Genomic DNA, 18,530 nt, shown 5'->3' with positions numbered 1-18,530 from the left:
CGAACTGGCTTGAATCCCGATGCCTTCCCACCTGGAAAAGATCAAGATCGAAAGCCGCCTCCTGCGCGGCACCATCGCCGAGGGGCTGGCCGATGCCGTCACCGGCGCGATCGCCGAGAGCGACACCAAGCTGCTGAAGTTCCACGGCAGCTACATGCAGGACGATCGCGACATCCGCGACGAGCGCCGCCGCCAGAAGCTGGAACCGGCGTATGCCTTCATGGTGCGCGCGCGCCTGCCTGGCGGCGTGATGACCCCGGCGCAGTGGCTCGCCTTCGACCGGATCGCCGGCGACTACGCCTCCAGCGGACTGCGCATCACCACGCGGCAGACTTTCCAGTGGCACGGCATCATCAAGCGCGACCTGAAGCCCGCCATCGCGGCGATCAACGCGGCCATGGCCAGCACCATCGCCGCCTGCGGCGACGTCAACCGCAACGTGGTGTGCAACACCAACCCGGTCGAATCGCCGGCGCACGAAGCGGCATACGCGTGGGCGGTGCGCCTGTCCGAGCACCTCAAGCCGAAGACGCGCGCCTACCACGAGTTCTGGCTCGATGGCGAAAAGCTGGTGGGCGAGGAAGCCGCCAACGAAAGCGAACCGCTGTACGGCGCCACCTACCTGCCGCGCAAGTTCAAGATCGGGCTGGCGATCCCGCCGCAGAACGACATCGACGTGTTCGCCCAGGACCTGGCCCTGATCGCCATTGTCGAACACGGCGAGTTGCTTGGATTCAACGTGGGCATCGGCGGCGGCATGGGCGCCACCCATGGCGACCCGGCCACCTATCCGCGGCTGGCCGACGTGATCGGCTTCGTGCGGCCGTCGCAACTCATCGCGCTGGCCGAAACCGTCATCGCCGTGCAGCGCGACCGGGGCGATCGCGAGGAGCGCAAGCATGCGCGGCTGAAGTACACCATCGACACGCTTGGGCTCGGTGCGGTCAAGGCCGAGATCGAGCAGCGCCTGGGCTTCGCGCTGGAGCCGGCGCGCGCGTTCCGTTTCGACAATAACGGCGATCGCTACGGTTGGGTCGAAGGCCATGCCGGGCGCTGGCATCTGACCTTGCAGGTGGAGTCCGGCCGCCTGCTCGACCGCGGAGCGCACACCTGGCTCAGCGGCATGCGCGAACTGGCCGGCGTGCACACCGGCGACATCCGGCTCACCTGCAACCAGAACCTGATCATCGCCAACGTGGCGGCCGCCGATCGCGCCGCGATCGACGCCCTGGTGGCCCGCCACGGCATGGACGGCTACAAAAGGCACAGCGCGATCCGCCAGCACGCGATCGCCTGCGTCGCGCTGCCCACCTGCGGCCTGGCGATGGCCGAGAGCGAGCGCTACCTGCCGACGCTGCTGCCGAAACTGGAAGCCTTGCTGGACCGGCACGGCCTGCTCGACACGCCGATCCTGCTGCGCCTGTCCGGTTGCCCCAACGGCTGCTCGCGTCCTTACCTGGGCGAGATCGCCCTGGTCGGTCGCGGCCCGGGGCGTTACGACCTGCGCCTGGGCGCGGATTTCCGCGGCCAACGCCTGAACCAGGTCTGGCGCGAGAACGTCGACGAAGCGGCCATCCTTGCTGCACTCGACCCGCTGTTCGCGCGCTATGCCGCCGAGCGCGAGGCGGGCGAGGGCTTCGGTGATTTCCTGCTGCGCGCGGCTGTTCTGCAGCCACCACCTGCGCGGCGCATCGCCGCCACGGTGCTCGCGTGAAACCGCTGCCGGCGGACACCGCCCCCGACGCGCAGGCGCTTGCGGGGATCAACGCCATGCTGGCCACGCGCAGCGCTGCGCAGCGGGTGGCGTGGGCGCTGGAGCACCTGCCCGGAGAACACGTGCTGTCGTCCAGTTTCGGGGCGCAGGCCGCCGTGTCGCTGCATCTGGTCAGCCGCCAGCGTCCGGACATCCCGGTGATCCTGATCGATACCGGTTACCTGTTCCCCGAGACCTACCATTTCGTCGACCAACTGACGGCGCGGCTCGGGCTCAATCTCAAGGTCTACCAGTCGCCGCTCAGCCCCGCGCGGATGGAGGCGCGGCACGGCCAGTTGTGGCGCCAGGGAGTGAGTGGCATCGACCAGTACAACCGCGTTCGCAAGATCGAGCCGATGCAGCGCGCGCTCGATGAACTGCATGCCGGCAGCTGGATCGCCGGACTGCGCCGGCAGCAATCGCGCAGCCGCGCCGCGATCGACTTTCTCGAACTCCGCCACGGCCGCTGGAAACTGCACCCGCTGGCCGACTGGAGCGACCGCGACGTCGGCCACTATCTCAGCCGCCATCGCCTGCCGTACCACCCGCTGTGGGAGCAGGGCTACGTCTCGATCGGCGACCACCACACCAGCCGTCGCTGGGAGCCCGGCATGGACCCGGAGGAAACACGCTTCTTCGGCCTCAAGCGCGAGTGCGGACTGCACGGCATCGCGTGACGGTGGGTCCCCGCAGGTCGGGCAGTGCCCGCCGCTCCTGGTCCGGGTGCGTTGAAGAGCAGGCGGGCAGGGCCGCCCTGCGTCAATGCGCTGCTTTCGGCTCACGCACGGGGATGTCGACGCTGCACAGGCCGACCTTGCCGGACGACACCTTGTAGAAATCGTCATGCCGGTGGCGCTGGGCGTCGAGCAGGGCGGCGAAGGTGGCGCTGTCCGTGCGCAGCACCTGCACGGCCGGGCGCTGCGCCGGCGGCAGTTCGGAGGCCAGTCGCACGGATTCGATCGGCGTGCGTTGCGCGGGCTTGTCGTAGAAGCCCATCGGGCCGGTACCACGCGGCAGGGCGGACAGCAGCGGCATGCCTTCCAGCACGCGGCCGGCGATCGCCAGGTTGCGGTCGAGCCGGCGCGGGGACTGGCCGATCACCACGTACAGCTCGCTGCCGCTGCCGGTTTCCGGGCCGATGTCGCGTCCCACGCCGACCATGCCGTAGCAATGGGTCAGCCACTGCTCGCCGCTGGCCGGGTCGCGCGCGGCGGGGAAGCCTTCACTGAAACCGACCTCGGGTGCATAGACGTCGCCGTCGGGCAGCGGGGTCCATTCCAGCCTCGGGTCGATCGGCCGCGTGTATTCCGGCGGCAGCGTGGCGTGCGCCTTGCCAAGCGAGCGCGGCTTGCTGGCGGGATCGTTGTTGTCGCCCGCCGGGTCGCCCCATTGCGTGACGAAGTTGTCCTGCACACGCACGATCGCCAGGCCGTCGTAATAGTGCTGGCGCGCCATGGTGCGGATGTTCGCCGCATGCAGCGGGGTGAAGTCCGGCGCCAGCTCGATCAGCACGCGTCCCGTCTGCAGCTGCATCACCAGCAGGTTGTGCGGGTCGGGCGTGCGCCATTCGGCCGCGGTGGACTTGGCCAACAGCTCGGCGCGGCTCGGCGTGGGCGCCTGGGTATCCGTGGCGGCGAGCGCCGGCACGGCGACCAGGCTGGCCAGCAGCGTCAGGGCCGCGAATTGACGACGTGCATGCATGGCTATCCCCTCAAGGTTTGCAACGGCGAGACCCGCAACTTAGCAGAGCGTCCGCGTCGCCGGCAGGCGCATGACTTCAGGCATATTCACTAGTCATAACTGCACACTAGAATGAATACCGTAACAGGTGACAGTGCGGGTGAGCGCGATGGATGACGGCAGTCAACTGAAGAAGTTCCAGAAGGAGCTGTCCACCGGCACGGTGGCGCTGGTCCTGCTGGCCGTGCTGGCGCAGTCGCGCCAGCCGATGTACGGCTACCAGATCGCCAAGCGGCTGGAGGCGGTGGGCGAGGGCGTGCTCGCCGGCAAGCAGAGCGCGCTGTATCCGGTGCTGCGCAATCTCGAGGCGTCGGGATTGCTGGCCAGCGAGGTCGAGCCTTCGATCAGCGGACCGCCGCGACGCTATTACCGCATCACCCGGCCCGGGCGCGACGCGCTGCGCGACTGGACCGCCGCGTGGATCGCCACCCGCGATTCGGTCGACAACGTCTTGCAAGGAGGGGTTTCATGAACGCGCCACGCACGATTGCCCAATATCTCGATCAGCTGCGCGCCGCGCTGCGCGGGGCCGACCCTGCGCTGATCCAGGATGCGCTCTACGACGCCGAGGAACACCTGCGCGCCGAGCTTTACGAACGCCCCGGACGCGACGAGGCGGCGATGCTCGAACAAGTGGTGCAGAGCTACGGCGCACCTGACGAGGTGGCCGAGATCTACCGCGACCAGGAGATAAAGGTGCAGCGGGCGATCCGCCCGCCGCCAGCACCGCCGCGTCGCTCGCTGGCCGGGCGCTTCTTCGGCGTGGCGACCGACCTGCATACCTGGGGTGCGCTGTTCTACATCCTGCTGGGGTCGGCCACGGGCATCGCCTATTTCACGCTGGCCGTGGGTGGCATCGCGCTGTCGGCGGGCCTGTCCGTGCTGATCATCGGCCTGCCGTTCATAGTGCTGTTCATCGGCAGCATGCGGGGGCTCTCGCTGCTCGAAGGGCGCATCGTGGAAGCGCTGCTGGGCGTGCGCATGCCGCGGCGGCCACCGTACCCGCAACGCGGCGTGCCGCTGCTGGGGCGGATCGGCGCCATGTTTACCGACCCGCGCACCTGGACCACGCTGTTCTACATGGTGCTGATGTTGCCGCTGGGCATCGTATACTTCATCCTCACCGCCGTTTTGCTGGCCGTCGCGCTGGGCCTGCTGGGACTGCCGGTGCTGATGCTGTTTGGCCACGACTGGCTGCAGGGCCTGTACGTGGATCACACGATCCTGCTGGACTGGGGTTCCGGTCCGCACGTACCTGGCTGGGCCGAGGTGCTGGCGATGTTCCTGTTCGGCGCCGGGTTGCTGTTCGCCACCCTGCACCTGGTACGCGGAATCGGCCGCTTGCACGGCGCCATGGCCAAGCACCTGCTGGTGCGCGGCACAACCCGGAGTGCATCGTGATGGACGACCTGCTGGCCCGTTTCGATGGTGCATGGGATGGCGAAGAAACCATCGCCACGACCCGCTGGGGCGAGGGCGGCCCGGCGCTCGCGCAGATCAGCGGGCGGTTGGCCCTCGGCGGCAGGGTGCTGCTGATGGATTACCGCGAAACGCGGGACGGCCAACCCGCGCTGCAGGCGCACGCGGTATTCGCCGACGGTGCCAGTCCCGGCAACTTCGCGCTGCACTGGTTCGACAGCTACGGCTTCACTCCCGCAGAACCTGCGCCCGGATATCGCGACGGCGATCGGCTGGTGTTCGTGCGCAGTTCGTCGCGCGGGCAGACACGACATGTGTACCACTGGCTGGGCAACGACGAGTTCACCCTGGTGCTGGAAAGCTCGTTCGACGGCGGTACAAGCTGGGAGAAGGTCATGCAGGGCAGCTACCGTCGCGTCCCGTAGCCCCGGCGCGCCGGGGTGACCGGCGTCGTCGCGGCTTTCAGAAATCATCCACGAACTCGATGCCGGCGCTGCATTCGCTGGCCAGTATCTCGGCGTTCATGCGCACGTCGTCGGCCAGGCTGTCGCTGGCCGCGCCCACTTCGATGAGATAGGCATGTGCGTCGCTGTCGCCGGCCGAACCCAGCGAGCTGGAGTCGTCGCGGATGCCCAGCGCGGGGTCGTCGATTTCCTCGATGTGCTCGACCCCGTCAATGCCGTGCAGGCCGATGATGAGGGTGTCGGCGTCGGCGCGACTGCCGATCAGGCGAAAACGGATCATGGGCATGGTGTTGGCTCCGGGTGGTCGGGGGCGGGGCGAGCATCGCAAGCGAAACGCATGCGAAAAGTGATGCCGTGCCGCGCGCTACCATGGGCGTTCATCCGCCAGCCACTCCGGCCCGCGCCGGGAAGCCATGCCCAAGACCTACGACCGCATCTATTTCGACAAGTGGTATCGCGACCCGCGCCATGCGGTCGGCTCCCCGGCCGAGTTGCGGCGCAAGGTGGCGATGGCGGTGGCGCAAACCGAGTACTACCTGGGCCGCACGATCCGCAACGTGCTGGACGTGGGTTGCGGCGAAGCCACGTGGCGGGCGCCGCTGCGCGCGCTGCGACCAGGCGTGGAGTATCGCGGGCTGGATGCCAGCGAGTACGTGGTGGCGCGTTACGGCCGCAGCCGCCGGATCGGCCTGGCGCGCTTCGGCCAGCTCGAACAGCTGCGCTTCGACACCCGCTTCGACCTGATCGTGTGCAGCGACGTGCTGCACTACCTCAAGCCAGCCGAGATCCGTGCCGGGCTGCACGGTATCGGCGAGATGCTCGATGGCGTGGCCTTTCTGGAAGTGTTCACCAGCCGCGACGACGTGGCGGGCGACCGCCAGGGTTTCATCGCGCGCGCTCCCGCCTGGTACTTGCGCGAGTTCGGCCGCGTGGGCCTGTTGCCGTGCGGATCGCATTGCTATCTCGGGCCGCGACTGGAGCAGCATGTGGCCGCGCTGGAGCGCGCGCGGCTGCCTGGCTGACGAAGGCCGGCGTATCGCCGGGCGACGGTTCCGCGCTATCGTGCGCGGCAGTTTTCATCGGGGGAGAGCACGAAGTGACCCAGCCAGTCTTGTCCAGCCCGTCGCGCCGCGAGCTCACCCTTCGTGGCGTCATCATCGGCATCGTGATCACCGTGGTGTTCACCGCTGCGAACGTGTTCTTCGGCCTCAAGGCCGGACTCACCTTCGCCACCTCGATCCCCGCCGCGGTGATTTCCATGGCGATCCTGCGCGCGTTGAAGAACTCCACCGTGCAGGAGAACAACATCGTGCAGACGGTGGCCTCGGCCGCCGGCACGCTGTCGGCGATCATCTTCGTGCTGCCGGGCCTGGTGATCCTGGGCTACTGGAACGGCTTCCCGTTCTGGATGAGCTTCGGCATCTGCGCCACCGGCGGCATCCTCGGCGTGATGTACACCATCCCGCTGCGCCGCGCGCTGGTCACCGATTCCGACTTGCCGTATCCGGAAGGCGTGGCCTGCGCCGAGGTGCTCAAGGTGGGCTCGGGCGATTCGCCGGAGGCCGCCGAGTCGGTGGAGTCCGGCGGTGCCGGGCTGAAGGCGGTGGTGGTGGGCTCGATCGTCTCGGCGGCGTTCTACGTGGTCGTGCAGACCAAGATCTTCGCCGCCGCGGTGTCCAGCTATTTCCGCATCGGTGATCGGGGTGCGGCTAGCGGTTTCGACTTCGGTCTCTCCTTCGCGCTGTTCGCGGTGGGACACCTGGTGGGCCTGTGGGTGGGCGTGGCGATGCTGCTGGGCGCGATCATCGGCTGGGGCTGGGCGGTGCCGCACTTCCTGCTGCTGCACCCGGAGGGCGGCGCGGCGGCGGAAGCGGCCCAGGCCACCTGGAGCCACTACGTGCGTTTCGTGGGCGCCGGCACCATCGGCGTGGCGGCGATCTGGACGCTGGCCAAGCTGGTCAAGCCGGTGATCGGCGGCCTGGCCGGCGCGATGCGCGCCTCCAGCGCGCGCAAGGCGGGCACGCTGCATTCGCTGCCGCGCACCGAACACGACATGCCGATCGGCCAGGTCGGCATCATCACCTTGCTGTGCCTGATCCCGGTGGCGTGGCTGCTGGGCCACTTCGCCAACATCAGCGGGCTGGGCGAGCACATGGCGCTGCTGGTGATCGGCGGCGTGGTGTTCGTGATCATCATGAGCTTCCTGGTTTCCGCGGTATGCGGCTACATGGCTGGCCTGATCGGCTCGTCCAACAGCCCGCTGTCGGGCGTGGGCATCCTGGTGGTGATCATCGCCGCGCTGCTGCTGGTGCTGGGGGTGAAGTCGCTGGTGCCGGAGGAGGCCGGCAAGGCGCTGGTGGCCTTCGCGCTGTTCATCACCTCGATCGTGTTCGCGGTGGCCTCCATCGCCAACAACAACCTGCAGGATCTCAAGACCGGGCAGCTGGTGGACGCCACGCCCTCGCTGCAGCAATGGGCGCTGGTGATCGGCGTGATCGCCGGCGCGCTGGTGATTCCGCCGGTGCTGGACCTGCTGAACCAGGCCTACGGTTTCCTCGGCGCGCCGGGCGTGGACCCCGCGCGCGCGTTGCCGGCGCCGCAGGCCGGGCTGATCTCGGCGCTGGCGCAGGGCGTGATCACCGGCAACATCGACTGGAGCCTGATCGCCATCGGTGGCGGCATCGGCGCGGTGCTGATCGTGGTCGACGAGGTGCTGGGCAAGACCGGCAAGTCGATGCGCCTGCCGCCGCTGGCGGTGGGCCTGGGCATCTACCTGCCCACCTCGACCACGCTGATGGTGGTGGTCGGCGCGATGGTCGGCGCCTGGTTCGACAAGCGTGCCGAGCGCGGCCCCAAGGCGGAGCCGACCAAGCAGTTGGGCGTGCTGCTGGCGTCGGGCCTGATCGTGGGCGAGAGCCTGCTCGGCGTGATCGTGGCGGCAGCGGTGGCGCTGTCCGGCAACCAGTCGCCGCTGGCCGTGGTGGGTGAAAGTTTCGCCACCCCGGCGATCTGGATCGGCGGCCTCGCCTTCACCGCGACGATCGTGGTGATGTACCGCTGGATCGCGCGGATGGGGCAGGGCGGCTGAGGTCGCCTTGCCGCGTGGCTGCCGTTCAGCGGCTGCCACGCGACTGGCCCTAAACTGGCGGCCTTTCCGGGGGGATGCGAGCCGCGTGGTGCAGGAACAAGTCGAACGGGCGCCGCGCGCGGACGGGATTCCCGATGGCCCCAGCCAGAGGGTCGCGTGGTTGCGCCACATCGCCGGCCCGCTGTTCTCGGTGGGCATGCTGTGCCTGGCGCTGTTCGCCCTGCATCTGCTGGCGCGCGAGGTGAATTACCACCAGGTGCGCCAGTACGTGCAGGGGCTGTCGCACGAACGCCTGGGCCTGGCGGCGCTGTTTACCCTGGCCGGCTACGCGGTGATGACGATGTACGACCGCCTGGCGCTGGCCGCGATCGGACGTCGGCTGCCGTGGCGGCGGGTCGGCCTGATTTCCTTCATCAGCTACGCCTTCAGCAACGCCCTGGGCATGTCGCTGCTGGTGTCCGGTTCGATCCGCTATCGCTTCTACGTGCAGAACGGGCTGGGCAACGGCGAGATCGCCCGCGTGGTGCTGTTCTGCACCAGCAGCTTCTGGCTCGGCCTGCTGGCGCTCACCGGCACCACCTTGTTGTGGGTGCCGCTGCCGCCGGAGCTGCCGCTGGCCGGTCTGAGCCAGCCGTTGGGCGCGGTGCTGGTCGCACTGCCGCTGGCGTGGCTGGCTGGCGGATTGATCCATCGCCCGCTGCGCATCTGGCGCTGGCGCGTGACGCTGCCTTCGGTGGGCACCGCGTTGAAACAGATCCTGGTCGGCGCCTGCGACTGGGGCCTCGCTGCCGCGGTGCTTTACGTGCTGATGCCGGATGCGTTGAACAACGGCTTCGGGCACTTCCTGGCGATCTTCGTGATCGCCCAGATCGTCGGCCTGGTGAGCCACGTGCCCGGCGGGCTGGGCGTGTTCGAGGCGGTGATGCTGGCCGGCTTCGGCGCCACCGGCAACGCGCAGCTGACGGCACCGATCCTCGGTGCGCTGGCCGCGTACCGGGTGATCTATTACCTGCTGCCGCTGTGCGCCGCCGCCGTGCTGGTGCTGCAGCGCGAGGCGCAGGGCTGGCGCCGCAAGGCCGTGCTGGCGCCATGGTTCACCGGCTTGCTGCCTTCGTTCTTCGCCGGCCTGACCCTGGTCTGCGGGGCGGTGCTGCTGTTCTCCGGCGCGACCCGCGCGCTGCCGGTGCGCATGGCGATCCTCGGCGAGCTGTTGCCGCTGTCGGTGCTGGAGGTTTCGCACCTGCTGGCCAGCGTGATCGGCATGCTGCTGCTGATCCTGGCGCGCGGCCTGCAACGCCGGCTGGATGCCGCCTACTGGCTGACCCTGGTGTTGCTGCTGGCCGGCGCGGTGTTCTCGCTGCTCAAGGGCATCGACTACGAGGAGGCCGCGCTGATGACCTTGCTGGCGCTGGCGCTGGCGCCGGCCCACCGGTTGTTCCATCGGCGCGCGTCGCTGTTCAGCACCAGCTTCGGCGTGGGCTGGATCGTGGCGATCGTGGCGACGCTGGGCTGCGCGGCGTGGCTGGTGGTGTTCAGCTACAAGCACGTCGACTACAGCGCCGACCTGTGGTGGCAGTTCAGCCTGCAACACGGCGGCGCGCCGCGCGCGCTGCGCGCGCTGGTGGCCGCGGCCGTCACCGGCATGCTGTTCGCGGCGGCCAGCCTGATCCGTCCGCAGAAACTGCAGCGCGAACGACCCGGCGAGGCCGAGTTGGCGCAGGCGCTGCCGCTGATCAAGCAGTTTCCCTCGGCGCAGGCACACCTGGCCCTGATGGGCGACAAGACCTTGCTGTTCGACGACGAGCACAAGGCCTTCGTGATGTTCGACACGATCGGACGCAGTTGGGTCGCGATGGGCGATCCGGTGGGCACCGACGAGGCCGCACGGCGCGAGCTGGTGTGGACCTTCCTCGAACAGTGCGAGCGAGCGGGTGGCTGGCCGGTGTTCTACCAGGTCAGCCCGGCCAACCTCGACCTGTACCTGGAGGTGGGCCTGAACCTGCTTAAGATCGGCGAAGAGGCGCGGGTGCGACTGGATGCCTTCAACCTCGACGGCAAGTCGAAGAAGGTGCTGCGCAACACGGTCAACAGGCTGCAGCGCGACGGCCTGCGCCTGGAGATCGTGCCGGCCGACGCGGTGGCCGGCCTGCTGCCGAAGCTGCGGCCGGTGTCGGACGCCTGGCTGCGCGACAAGCACGTGCGCGAAAAGCGCTTCTCGCTCGGTGCCTTCGACCCGCACTACCTGGCGCGCACGCCGATGGCGCTGGTGTGGCAGGGCGATGAGCTGGTGGCATTCGCCAACCTGCTGCTCAGCGACACCCGTGAAGAGGCATCGGTCGATCTGATGCGCCATCGCCCGGACGCCCCGGCCGGCATCATGGACTACCTGTTCGTGGAGCTGATGCTGTGGGCGCGCGCCGAGGGCTACCGCTGGTTCAACCTCGGCATGGCGCCGCTGGCCGGGCTGCACAGCCGGCGGCATGCGCCATGGTGGAACCGGTTCGGCGCGATGGTGTTCGGCCGCGGCGAGCGCTTCTACAACTTCCGCGGCCTGCAACGCTACAAGCAGAAGTTCGACCCGCAGTGGGAGCCGCGCTACATGGCGGTGCCCCGCGGCATCGCCTTGCCGATGATCCTGGCCAACGTGGCCAGCCTGATCGCCGGCGGATTGGGAGGAGTCGTGCGCCGATGAGACGATGGAAGACCTGGCTGGCCGGTGTGCTGGTGCTTGGTGTGCTTGGCGCCTTGCTGGCGTGGCGGCCCTGGTCGTCGGTCAGCCTGGCCGATGCGGCCGTGGTCTGGCCGGTGGCCGCGCATGCCGTCGCACCGCCGGAGGGGAAGGACGACGTGATGGCGGTGATCGTCTCCGGCGACGGCGGCTGGGCCGACGTGGATCGGCGCCTGGGCATCGCCTTGATCGACCGCGGCGTGCCGGTGCTCGGCATCAACTCGTTCAAGTACTACTGGCGCGGGCACGACCCGCGGCAGACTGCGCGCGAACTGGATGCGTTGATGACGAAGCAGCTCGATGCGTGGGGCAAGCGGCGGATCTGGCTGATCGGCTTTTCGTTCGGCGCCGACGTGCTGCCCACCATCACCGACCAGCTCGGCGCCGAGAACCGTGCGCGGATCACCCAGATGGTGCTGCTCTCACCCAGCCGCGACGTGACCTTCGAGATCGAGCTGCAGGGTTACATGATCGAACAGGGCTGGTTCAAGGAGCGCCTCAAGGACGCGTTGCAGTGGATCAACCCGATCGATCATCACGACCCGCTGCCGCCGCTGCGGGCGTTGCACGACCAGCCGCCAGTGGTGTGCTACTACGGCCTGGACGATGCGGCCGACAGTCTGTGCGACCAGCCCGGTCTGCCGACGTGGGTCACCGTGCACGCCAAGCAGGGTGGCCATCATTTCGACGAAGGCTACGGCCCGTTGGCGCAACAGATGCTGGACGAATTGCCGGCGTCACCGGGTACCGCCGCTCGGCCTTGAGCACCGTGCAGGCGGCAGGCGCGCAAAGGCGCCGCGATACACTGCGCGCCTGTTTCCCGGGTCAGGACATCGAGTGAGCATGGCGGGAGTATTCGCGACCCCCAGCGCAGCGCTGGCGGCGTTGTTCGTGCCGTTCGAGACGGCGCGGTTGAGTTTGCCCGCGGATGGCCGGGTGCTGTTCTTGCGTGCGCGCGCCAATGTGCGCCTGCGCGAGCTGGCGCAGCCGGGCTGGTTGTGCGAGCAGGGTTTCCTGCCGTTCGCGGAGGAGCTGGCGCGACAGGGCCTGCACGTCGGCGAACCGGCGGCCGACGAACGTTTCGCGCTGGTGCTGGTGCTGCCGCCGCGCCAGCGCGACGAGGCGCGCGCGCTGTTCGCCCGGGCGCTGCAGCACACCGCACCGGGCGGCACCGTGCTGGCGGCAATGGCCAATGCCGAGGGGGCGAAATCCGGTGAGGCGGATCTGCAGAGGCTTGCCGGCCCCGTGCAGCAACTGTCCAAGCACAAATGCCGCGTGGTCTGGGCCGCGCGGGACGACGCTGCCATCGACCAGGCGTTGCTGAAGCCATGGCTGGCACTGGATGCACCACGCGAGATTGCCGGCGGCTACGTCAGCCGGCCGGGGCTGTTCGCCTGGGACCGCGTCGACCGCGCCTCGGCGCTGCTGGCCGAACACCTGCCGGTGGAGCTGCACGGTCGGGTGGCGGACCTCGGCGCCGGTTACGGTTACCTCGCCTGCCAGCTGATCGCGCGTTGCCCGCGGGTCTCGGCGATCGACCTGTACGAGGCCGAGGCGCGCGCGCTGGAGCCGGCGCGCGTCAACCTGGCGCGGGCACAACGCGATGCTGGTCGCGAGCTGGCGGTGAACGTGCACTGGCACGACGTGACCCGCGGCTTGTCCGAACGCTACGATGCCATCGTCAGCAATCCGCCATTCCACCAGGGCCGCGCGGACCTGCCGGAGCTGGGCCGCGCCTTCATCACCAGTGCAGCGGATGCGCTGCGACCGGACGGCTGCCTGCTGCTGGTGGCGAATCGGCACCTGCCGTACGAGGCGCACCTGGGCCAGCGCTTCGAGACCGTGCGCACGCTGGCGACGCAGGAAGGATTCAAGGTGATCGAGGCCACCGGAGTACACGCATGAAACTGGTCAAGCTGATCGCCAACCTCGGCTACGGCAGTCGCAAGGACGTGACCCGGCTGTTCCGCAGCGGTCGCATCACCGACGCCGATGGCGAGGTGCTCTACGCCGACGACGTGGTGCCGCTGGAAACCGTCCGCGTCGACGACGAGCCGCTGGACCCGCCGCCTGGCCTGGTGCTGATGTTGAACAAGCCGCTCGGTGTCACCTGCTCGCGCAAGGACCCGGGCCGCATCGTCTACGACCTGCTGCCGCCGCGCTACAGCGTGCGTACGCCCGCGCTGTCCACCGTGGGGCGACTGGACCGCGACACCTCCGGTTTGCTGCTGTTCACCGACGACGGCCCGCTGCTGCACCGGATCATTTCGCCGAAGGCGCAGGTGGCCAAGGTGTACGAGGCCACCCTCGCACAGGATCTGCGCGGCGACGAGGGCGCGCTGTTCGCCAGCGGCACGCTGCTGCTGGAATCGGAGAAGGAACCGCTGGCACCGGCGACACTCGATGTGCTGGGGCCGCGGCATGCCCGCCTGACCGTCACTGAGGGCCGCTATCACCAGGTTCGCCGGATGTTCGCTGCGGTGGGCAACCACGTGGAAACGCTGCAGCGGATTTCAGTCGGTGGACTCGCCTTGGGGAACCTGCGGCCCGGCGAATGGCGCGCCCTCGATGCCGCCGAGGTCGCGCTGATTTTCGCGTAGGCCCGCCGGCTGTTTTGCAATCCGATGGCGGGCGGCGCCCGCCCTACAGCACGTGCACCGCCGTGGGGATGACGTTGCCGAACCATTTGTGGCGCTCGTCGCGGCAGCTCGGGCTGCCCATGGCGTACTTGCGGCAAATCGCGGGGCGGTCTTCGTAGATGGTGCAGCGGGAGGTGTTCGGGTCCACCGCGGCACACCAGCCGTCTTCGCCCTTGGCCAGGATTTCCATGCCGTGTGCGTCGTGATCGACCAGCCAGGCGGGCACGTGGTCTTCGGGCATCAATACCACGGTGAGACGGCAGCACACGGCCTCGCAGGTCGTGCATTGCACGCCGGGGTCGATGCTTTCGCTGTAAGGGTCGCTATGAGGGTCGGGAATGTTATTCACGCGCCAGCATGGCACGGCGGGCATGAACGCCGTGTGGTGGCGCAAGTTCAGCCGGTTTCGCCGCGCCACAGCTCCTGCCAACCCTCGACACCCAGCCGCCGCAGTGTCTCGATGTTGCGCCGGTAGATCGCGTCGGTGTCGCTCATCTGTTCCATCGCGCGTTCCACGCTAGCTTCGCGCAGCAGGTGCAGGGTGGGAAAGGGCGAGCGGTTGCTGAAGTTCTCGATCGCGTCGTCGGCGCTGTGAGCGAACTGGTATTGCGGATGGAAGCCGGCCACCTGCCATTCGCCTTCGAGCCCCAGCGTCTGCACCGCGGCATCGGCCACGTCGAGAAAATCGTTGTAGTCGAGGAAGTCGTTCAGCACGAACGGGTGGATCAGCAGGCCGGTCTCGCATTCCTCCGGCGTCAGGGCGTTCAGCGATTGCAGTTCGCCACACAGGTCGTCGAGCAACGCATCGGTATCGCGTGCGTGGCTTACCCGCAGCCGCAGCTTGCCCTGCGCGTGGGGCGCGCGGGCAAACGGGCACAGGTTCAGCCCGATCACCGCGCGCTCGATCCAGCGCGTGGTGGCGGCGAGGCAGGGCGCGTCTTCGGGCAGGGCGTCGGCGTTGAGGTCGGCGGGTGTGTCGTTCATGCGCTTCTCGCAGGCTGGGCGCGCCGACTATAGCTGTCCGCGATGCCGACGCCGTAGCGCCATGCTTGTAGGGGCACACCCTGTGCACGATGCTCTTCATCACGTGACGCAAAAGTATCGCGCGCGACCAAAGGAAGTCCCTTGTGGACAGGCTGCTCACCTACAATCGGTCGGGTATGCCGATGTTCAAGCTTCGTTTCGACAACGCGTTCGTGCACGAGCTGCCCGGGGACCAGGAGGCAGGTGCGCGGCTGCGCCAGGTCGAGGGGGCGCTGTACTCGCGGGTCGATCCGACGCCGGTGGCCGCGCCGCGACTGCTGGCGCATTCGGCGGAGATGGCGGCGTCACTGGGTTTCAGCGAGGCGGATGTCGCCAGCGACGAATTCGCCCGGGTGTTCGGCGGCAATGCCTTGCTCGGAGGCATGCAGCCGTGGGCGGCCAATTACGGTGGCCACCAGTTCGGCAACTGGGCCGGCCAGCTCGGCGATGGCCGTGCAATTTCGCTGGGCGAGGTGATCAGCGCCGCTGGCGAACGTTGGGAGTTGCAGTTGAAGGGAGCGGGCCAGACGCCGTACTCGCGCGGCGCCGACGGTCGCGCGGTGCTGCGTTCGTCGGTGCGCGAGTTCCTGTGCAGCGAGGCGATGCACCACCTCGGCGTGCCGACCACGCGCGCCCTGTGCCTGCTCGAAACCGGCGAGCCGGTGCTGCGCGACATGTTCTACGACGGCCACGCCGCGCCCGAGCCCGGCGCCATCGTCTGCCGTGCGGCGCCTTCGTTCATCCGCTTCGGCAATTTCGAGCTGCCGACCTCGCGCGGCGATGCCGCGCTGTTGCGGCAGTTGGTCGATTTCACCATCAGGCGCGACTTTCCGGAGCTGTCGGGGCAGGGCGAGGCGCTGCATGCCGAGTGGTTCGCCCAGGTCTGCGAACGCACAGCCACGATGATCGCGCACTGGATGCGGGTGGGCTTCGTGCATGGCGTGATGAACACCGACAACATGTCGATCCTCGGCCTCACCATCGACTACGGCCCCTACGGCTGGGTCGACAACTTCGACCCGGACTGGACGCCGAACACCACCGACGCGCAGCGCCGCCGCTACCGCTACGGCCAGCAGCCGAACGTGGCGTGGTGGAACCTGAGCCGGTTGGCCGCGGCATTGGCGCCGCTGTTCGACGACGTGGCGCCGTTGCAGGCCGGACTCGACCGCTACGCCGAGGCCTACGCCGCCGCGGATCGCGTCAACATCGCGCGCAAGCTCGGGCTGGCCGAGTGCCGTGACGCGGATGTGGCGCTGATGCAGGATCTTCATGCGCTGATGGCGTCGGCCGAAATCGACATGACGCTGTGGTTCCGCGCACTCGCCGACATCGATCCGGCGAGGCCAACCCTGCAGTCGATGGACGATGCCTTCTACGATGAGGCGAAACGGCGCGAAACCGAGCCGGCGCTTGCCGACTGGCTGGTGCGCTATGCCGCCCGGCTCATCGACGATCCGCTTTCGGCCGACGTGCGCCGCGCGCGCATGCGGGCGGTCAATCCACGCTACGTGCTGCGCAATTACCTCGCGCAACAGGTGATCGACCAGGCAAGCGCGGGCGATCCTTCCGGCATCCGCGAGCTGCTCGACGTGATGCGCCATCCGTACGATGACCAGCCCGGCCACGAGGCATTTGCTTCGAGGCGGCCGGACTGGGCGCGGCACAAGGCGGGTTGCTCGATGCTGTCGTGCAGTTCCTGAAACGCACAAGGGCCGACATGGCCGACCCTTGCGTTCGCTGCGATTGGTGCCCCCGAGACGATTCGAACGTCCGACCTGCCCCTTAGGAGGGGGCCGCTCTATCCAACTGAGCTACGAGGGCGGGGAGGCGATTTTCGCATGGATCGCGCGGTTCTGCTCCTCCCTTCAGCTTGCGGAGGCAGATTGCGGGGGCGCGCGCAGGGTCGCTGCAAACCGGGGCCGAGAGCGACCCACCCGATCCTCGCCAGCGCGCAGGGAAGAAGCCATTCCTGCCACCCTGCTAGAATGGCCAATTGCCTACTTCATCCACGGCGCCGGCGGGCGCCGCACGACCAGGAGCCACGTATGTCGCATGCCATCCTCAAGTCGCTCGGTATCGGTACCGAACATTCGGGTACCTATCTCGGCCAGGGCGAGTGGTCGAAGACCACCGATGCCGGCGCCCTGCAGCCGGTGAATCCGGCCACCGGCGAGGTGATTGCGACGGTGCATGCCTCCAGCGCCGCCGACTACGAGGTCATCGTCAAGCGTGCGCAGGAAGCGTTCAAGGTGTGGCGCACCACGCCGGCGCCGCAGCGCGGCGAAGCCGTGCGGCTGTGCGGCGAGGCGCTGCGCAAGCACAAGGACGCACTGGGTTCGCTGGTCGCGCTGGAGATGGGCAAGATCAAGCCCGAGGGCGACGGCGAAGTGCAGGAGATGATCGACATCGCCGACTTCGCGGTCGGCCAGAGCCGCATGCTGTACGGCTACACCATGCACTCGGAGCGCGCCGGCCACCGCATGTACGAGCAGTACCACCCGCTGGGCATCGTCGGCATCATCAGCGCGTTCAACTTCCCGGTCGCGGTGTGGGCCTGGAATGCGATGCTGGCTGCCGCCTGCGGCGACATCTGCATCTGGAAGCCCTCGCCGAAAACGCCGTTGTCGGCGATCGCCGCGATCAGGATCTGCAACGAGGCGCTGAAAAACGGCGGCTACCCCGACCTGTTCTTCCTGTTCAACGACGCCGGCAGCGACCTGGCGCAGGCCTTCGTCGACGACAAGCGCATCCCGCTGATCAGCTTCACCGGCTCGACCAAGGTCGGCCGCATGGTCGGCGAGCGCGTGGCGCAGCGCATGGGCCGCTCGCTGCTGGAGCTGGGCGGCAACAACGCGATCATCCTGGACGAGTCGGCCGACCTCAAGCTGGCGATTCCGGGCATCGTGTTCGGCGCGGTCGGCACCGCCGGCCAGCGCTGCACCAGCACGCGCCGCCTGTTCGTGCATGAATCCATCCACGACAGCGTGCTCGACACGCTGGTCAAGGCCTACAAGCAGGTCGAGGGCAAGATCGGCGACCCGACGCTGGCCACCACGCTGATGGGCCCGTTGAACAGCCAGGACGCGGTGCAGGGTTATCTCGCCGCGATCGAGAAGGCGAAGGCGGCTGGCGGCACGGTGGCCACCGGCGGCGCGGCGCTGACCGACCGCAAGGGCAACTTCGTGCTGCCGACCATCATCACCGGCCTGAAGAACGCCGATGAAGTCGTGCAGACCGAAACCTTCGCGCCGATCCTCTACGTGATGAAGTTCAAGCATCTCGACGAGGCGATCGAAGCGCAGAACGACGTGCCGCAGGGCCTGTCCTCGGCGATCTTCACGCAGAACCTGAAGTCGGCCGAGAAGTACCTTTCCGCGGCCGGCTCGGACTGCGGCATCGCCAACGTCAACATCGGCACCTCCGGCGCCGAGATCGGCGGCGCGTTCGGCGGCGAGAAGGAAACCGGCGGCGGCCGCGAGTCCGGCTCGGACGCGTGGAAGGTCTACATGCGCCGCCAGACCAACACCATCAACTACTCCGATTCGCTGCCGCTGGCGCAGGGCATCAAGTTCGACTTGTAAGTACCGGCAACAGGCTCGTGGCCGGTTCGCCGGCCGCGGGCGATCACGCTACGATGCTCTCGACGCCGACCCGGCGCATTCCGCGAGCAAGC

General features: G+C 68.3%; 17 protein-coding genes and 1 tRNA gene. 13 read left to right on the top strand and 5 right to left on the bottom strand.

What is annotated here, in order from left to right:
• Positions 1-19: 19 nt before the first annotated feature.
• The gene (cysI, locus tag ACVCMC_RS05615; RefSeq protein ID WP_447098975.1) at positions 20-1,714 is read left to right on the top strand and encodes an assimilatory sulfite reductase (NADPH) hemoprotein subunit; all 1,695 of its coding nucleotides are present in this window, start codon (positions 20-22) and stop codon (positions 1,712-1,714) included.
• Positions 1,711-2,430 (top strand): phosphoadenylyl-sulfate reductase, encoded by a 720-nt coding sequence (locus tag ACVCMC_RS05610; RefSeq protein WP_447098974.1) that lies wholly within the window; start codon positions 1,711-1,713, stop codon positions 2,428-2,430. The genes cysI and ACVCMC_RS05610 overlap by 4 nt, the downstream gene beginning before the upstream one ends.
• An 82-nt stretch (positions 2,431-2,512) precedes the next feature.
• Here ACVCMC_RS05610 and ACVCMC_RS05605 read toward each other — a convergent pair whose 3' ends face one another.
• A complete protein-coding gene (locus tag ACVCMC_RS05605; protein ID WP_447098973.1) occupies positions 2,513-3,454 on the bottom strand; it encodes a peptidylprolyl isomerase in 942 nt (313 codons plus the stop codon).
• Positions 3,455-3,602: 148 nt separating this feature from the next.
• On the opposite strand from ACVCMC_RS05605, the gene ACVCMC_RS05600 reads away from it, so the two are divergent.
• Genes ACVCMC_RS05600 through ACVCMC_RS05590 form a run of 3 tightly spaced genes read left to right on the top strand, consistent with a single transcriptional unit; the run spans position 3,603 to position 5,337 of the window.
• On the top strand, positions 3,603-3,965 hold the full coding sequence (locus tag ACVCMC_RS05600; protein WP_395118348.1) for a PadR family transcriptional regulator: 363 nt from the start codon (positions 3,603-3,605) through the stop codon (positions 3,963-3,965).
• The gene (locus ACVCMC_RS05595) at positions 3,962-4,894 is read left to right on the top strand and encodes a sensor domain-containing protein (protein WP_447098972.1); all 933 of its coding nucleotides are present in this window, start codon (positions 3,962-3,964) and stop codon (positions 4,892-4,894) included. The genes ACVCMC_RS05600 and ACVCMC_RS05595 overlap by 4 nt, the downstream gene beginning before the upstream one ends.
• Positions 4,894-5,337 (top strand): DUF1579 family protein, encoded by a 444-nt coding sequence (locus tag ACVCMC_RS05590; protein WP_447099456.1) that lies wholly within the window; start codon positions 4,894-4,896, stop codon positions 5,335-5,337. Before ACVCMC_RS05595 ends, ACVCMC_RS05590 begins: the two co-directional genes overlap by 1 nt.
• Before the next feature lie 37 nt (positions 5,338-5,374).
• On the opposite strand, the gene ACVCMC_RS05585 is transcribed toward ACVCMC_RS05590, so the two are convergent.
• On the bottom strand, positions 5,375-5,662 hold the full coding sequence (locus ACVCMC_RS05585; RefSeq protein WP_395118354.1) for a hypothetical protein: 288 nt from the start codon (positions 5,660-5,662) through the stop codon (positions 5,375-5,377).
• Positions 5,663-5,789: 127 nt separating this feature from the next.
• Here ACVCMC_RS05585 and ACVCMC_RS05580 point away from each other — a divergent pair, with 127 nt between their 5' ends.
• From ACVCMC_RS05580 to ACVCMC_RS05555, 6 genes are all read left to right on the top strand, one after another.
• On the top strand, positions 5,790-6,398 hold the full coding sequence (locus tag ACVCMC_RS05580; protein ID WP_447098971.1) for a class I SAM-dependent DNA methyltransferase: 609 nt from the start codon (positions 5,790-5,792) through the stop codon (positions 6,396-6,398).
• Positions 6,399-6,472: 74 nt separating this feature from the next.
• On the top strand, positions 6,473-8,464 hold the full coding sequence (locus tag ACVCMC_RS05575) for an OPT family oligopeptide transporter (RefSeq protein ID WP_395118358.1): 1,992 nt from the start codon (positions 6,473-6,475) through the stop codon (positions 8,462-8,464).
• 85 nt (positions 8,465-8,549) lie between these two features.
• The gene (gene mprF / locus ACVCMC_RS05570) at positions 8,550-11,156 is read left to right on the top strand and encodes a bifunctional lysylphosphatidylglycerol flippase/synthetase MprF (RefSeq protein ID WP_447098970.1); all 2,607 of its coding nucleotides are present in this window, start codon (positions 8,550-8,552) and stop codon (positions 11,154-11,156) included.
• A complete protein-coding gene (locus ACVCMC_RS05565) occupies positions 11,153-11,956 on the top strand; it encodes an AcvB/VirJ family lysyl-phosphatidylglycerol hydrolase (protein ID WP_447098969.1) in 804 nt (267 codons plus the stop codon). Before mprF ends, ACVCMC_RS05565 begins: the two co-directional genes overlap by 4 nt.
• A 79-nt stretch (positions 11,957-12,035) precedes the next feature.
• Positions 12,036-13,097, top strand: a complete 1,062-nt coding sequence (locus ACVCMC_RS05560; protein ID WP_447098968.1) for a class I SAM-dependent methyltransferase — start codon at positions 12,036-12,038, stop codon at positions 13,095-13,097.
• On the top strand, positions 13,094-13,792 hold the full coding sequence (locus ACVCMC_RS05555) for a pseudouridine synthase (protein WP_447098967.1): 699 nt from the start codon (positions 13,094-13,096) through the stop codon (positions 13,790-13,792). The genes ACVCMC_RS05560 and ACVCMC_RS05555 overlap by 4 nt, the downstream gene beginning before the upstream one ends.
• 43 nt (positions 13,793-13,835) lie before the next feature.
• Here ACVCMC_RS05555 and ACVCMC_RS05550 read toward each other — a convergent pair whose 3' ends face one another.
• Together ACVCMC_RS05550 and ACVCMC_RS05545 are read right to left on the bottom strand one after the other, a co-directional pair.
• The gene (locus tag ACVCMC_RS05550) at positions 13,836-14,180 is read right to left on the bottom strand and encodes a YkgJ family cysteine cluster protein (protein ID WP_395118367.1); all 345 of its coding nucleotides are present in this window, start codon (positions 14,178-14,180) and stop codon (positions 13,836-13,838) included.
• A 47-nt stretch (positions 14,181-14,227) separates the two neighbouring features.
• Entirely contained in the window at positions 14,228-14,815 is a 588-nt protein-coding gene (locus ACVCMC_RS05545) for a DUF1415 domain-containing protein (RefSeq protein WP_447098966.1), read from the bottom strand.
• A 182-nt stretch (positions 14,816-14,997) separates the two neighbouring features.
• On the opposite strand from ACVCMC_RS05545, the gene ACVCMC_RS05540 reads away from it, so the two are divergent.
• A complete protein-coding gene (locus ACVCMC_RS05540) occupies positions 14,998-16,557 on the top strand; it encodes a protein adenylyltransferase SelO (protein WP_447098965.1) in 1,560 nt (519 codons plus the stop codon).
• A gap of 44 nt (positions 16,558-16,601) precedes the next feature.
• On the opposite strand, the gene ACVCMC_RS05535 is transcribed toward ACVCMC_RS05540, so the two are convergent.
• A tRNA-Arg gene (locus tag ACVCMC_RS05535) sits at positions 16,602-16,678 on the bottom strand.
• Positions 16,679-16,902: 224 nt separating this feature from the next.
• On the opposite strand from ACVCMC_RS05535, the gene amaB reads away from it, so the two are divergent.
• Entirely contained in the window at positions 16,903-18,438 is a 1,536-nt protein-coding gene (amaB, locus tag ACVCMC_RS05530) for an L-piperidine-6-carboxylate dehydrogenase (RefSeq protein WP_447098964.1), read from the top strand.
• Positions 18,439-18,530: the final 92 nt, after the last annotated feature.

It is taken from the genome of Rhodanobacter sp. UC4452_H20 (genome assembly GCF_052978205.1).
Note: the sequence above shows the minus strand (reverse complement) of the source record. Positions and strands in the feature narration are given on the sequence as shown.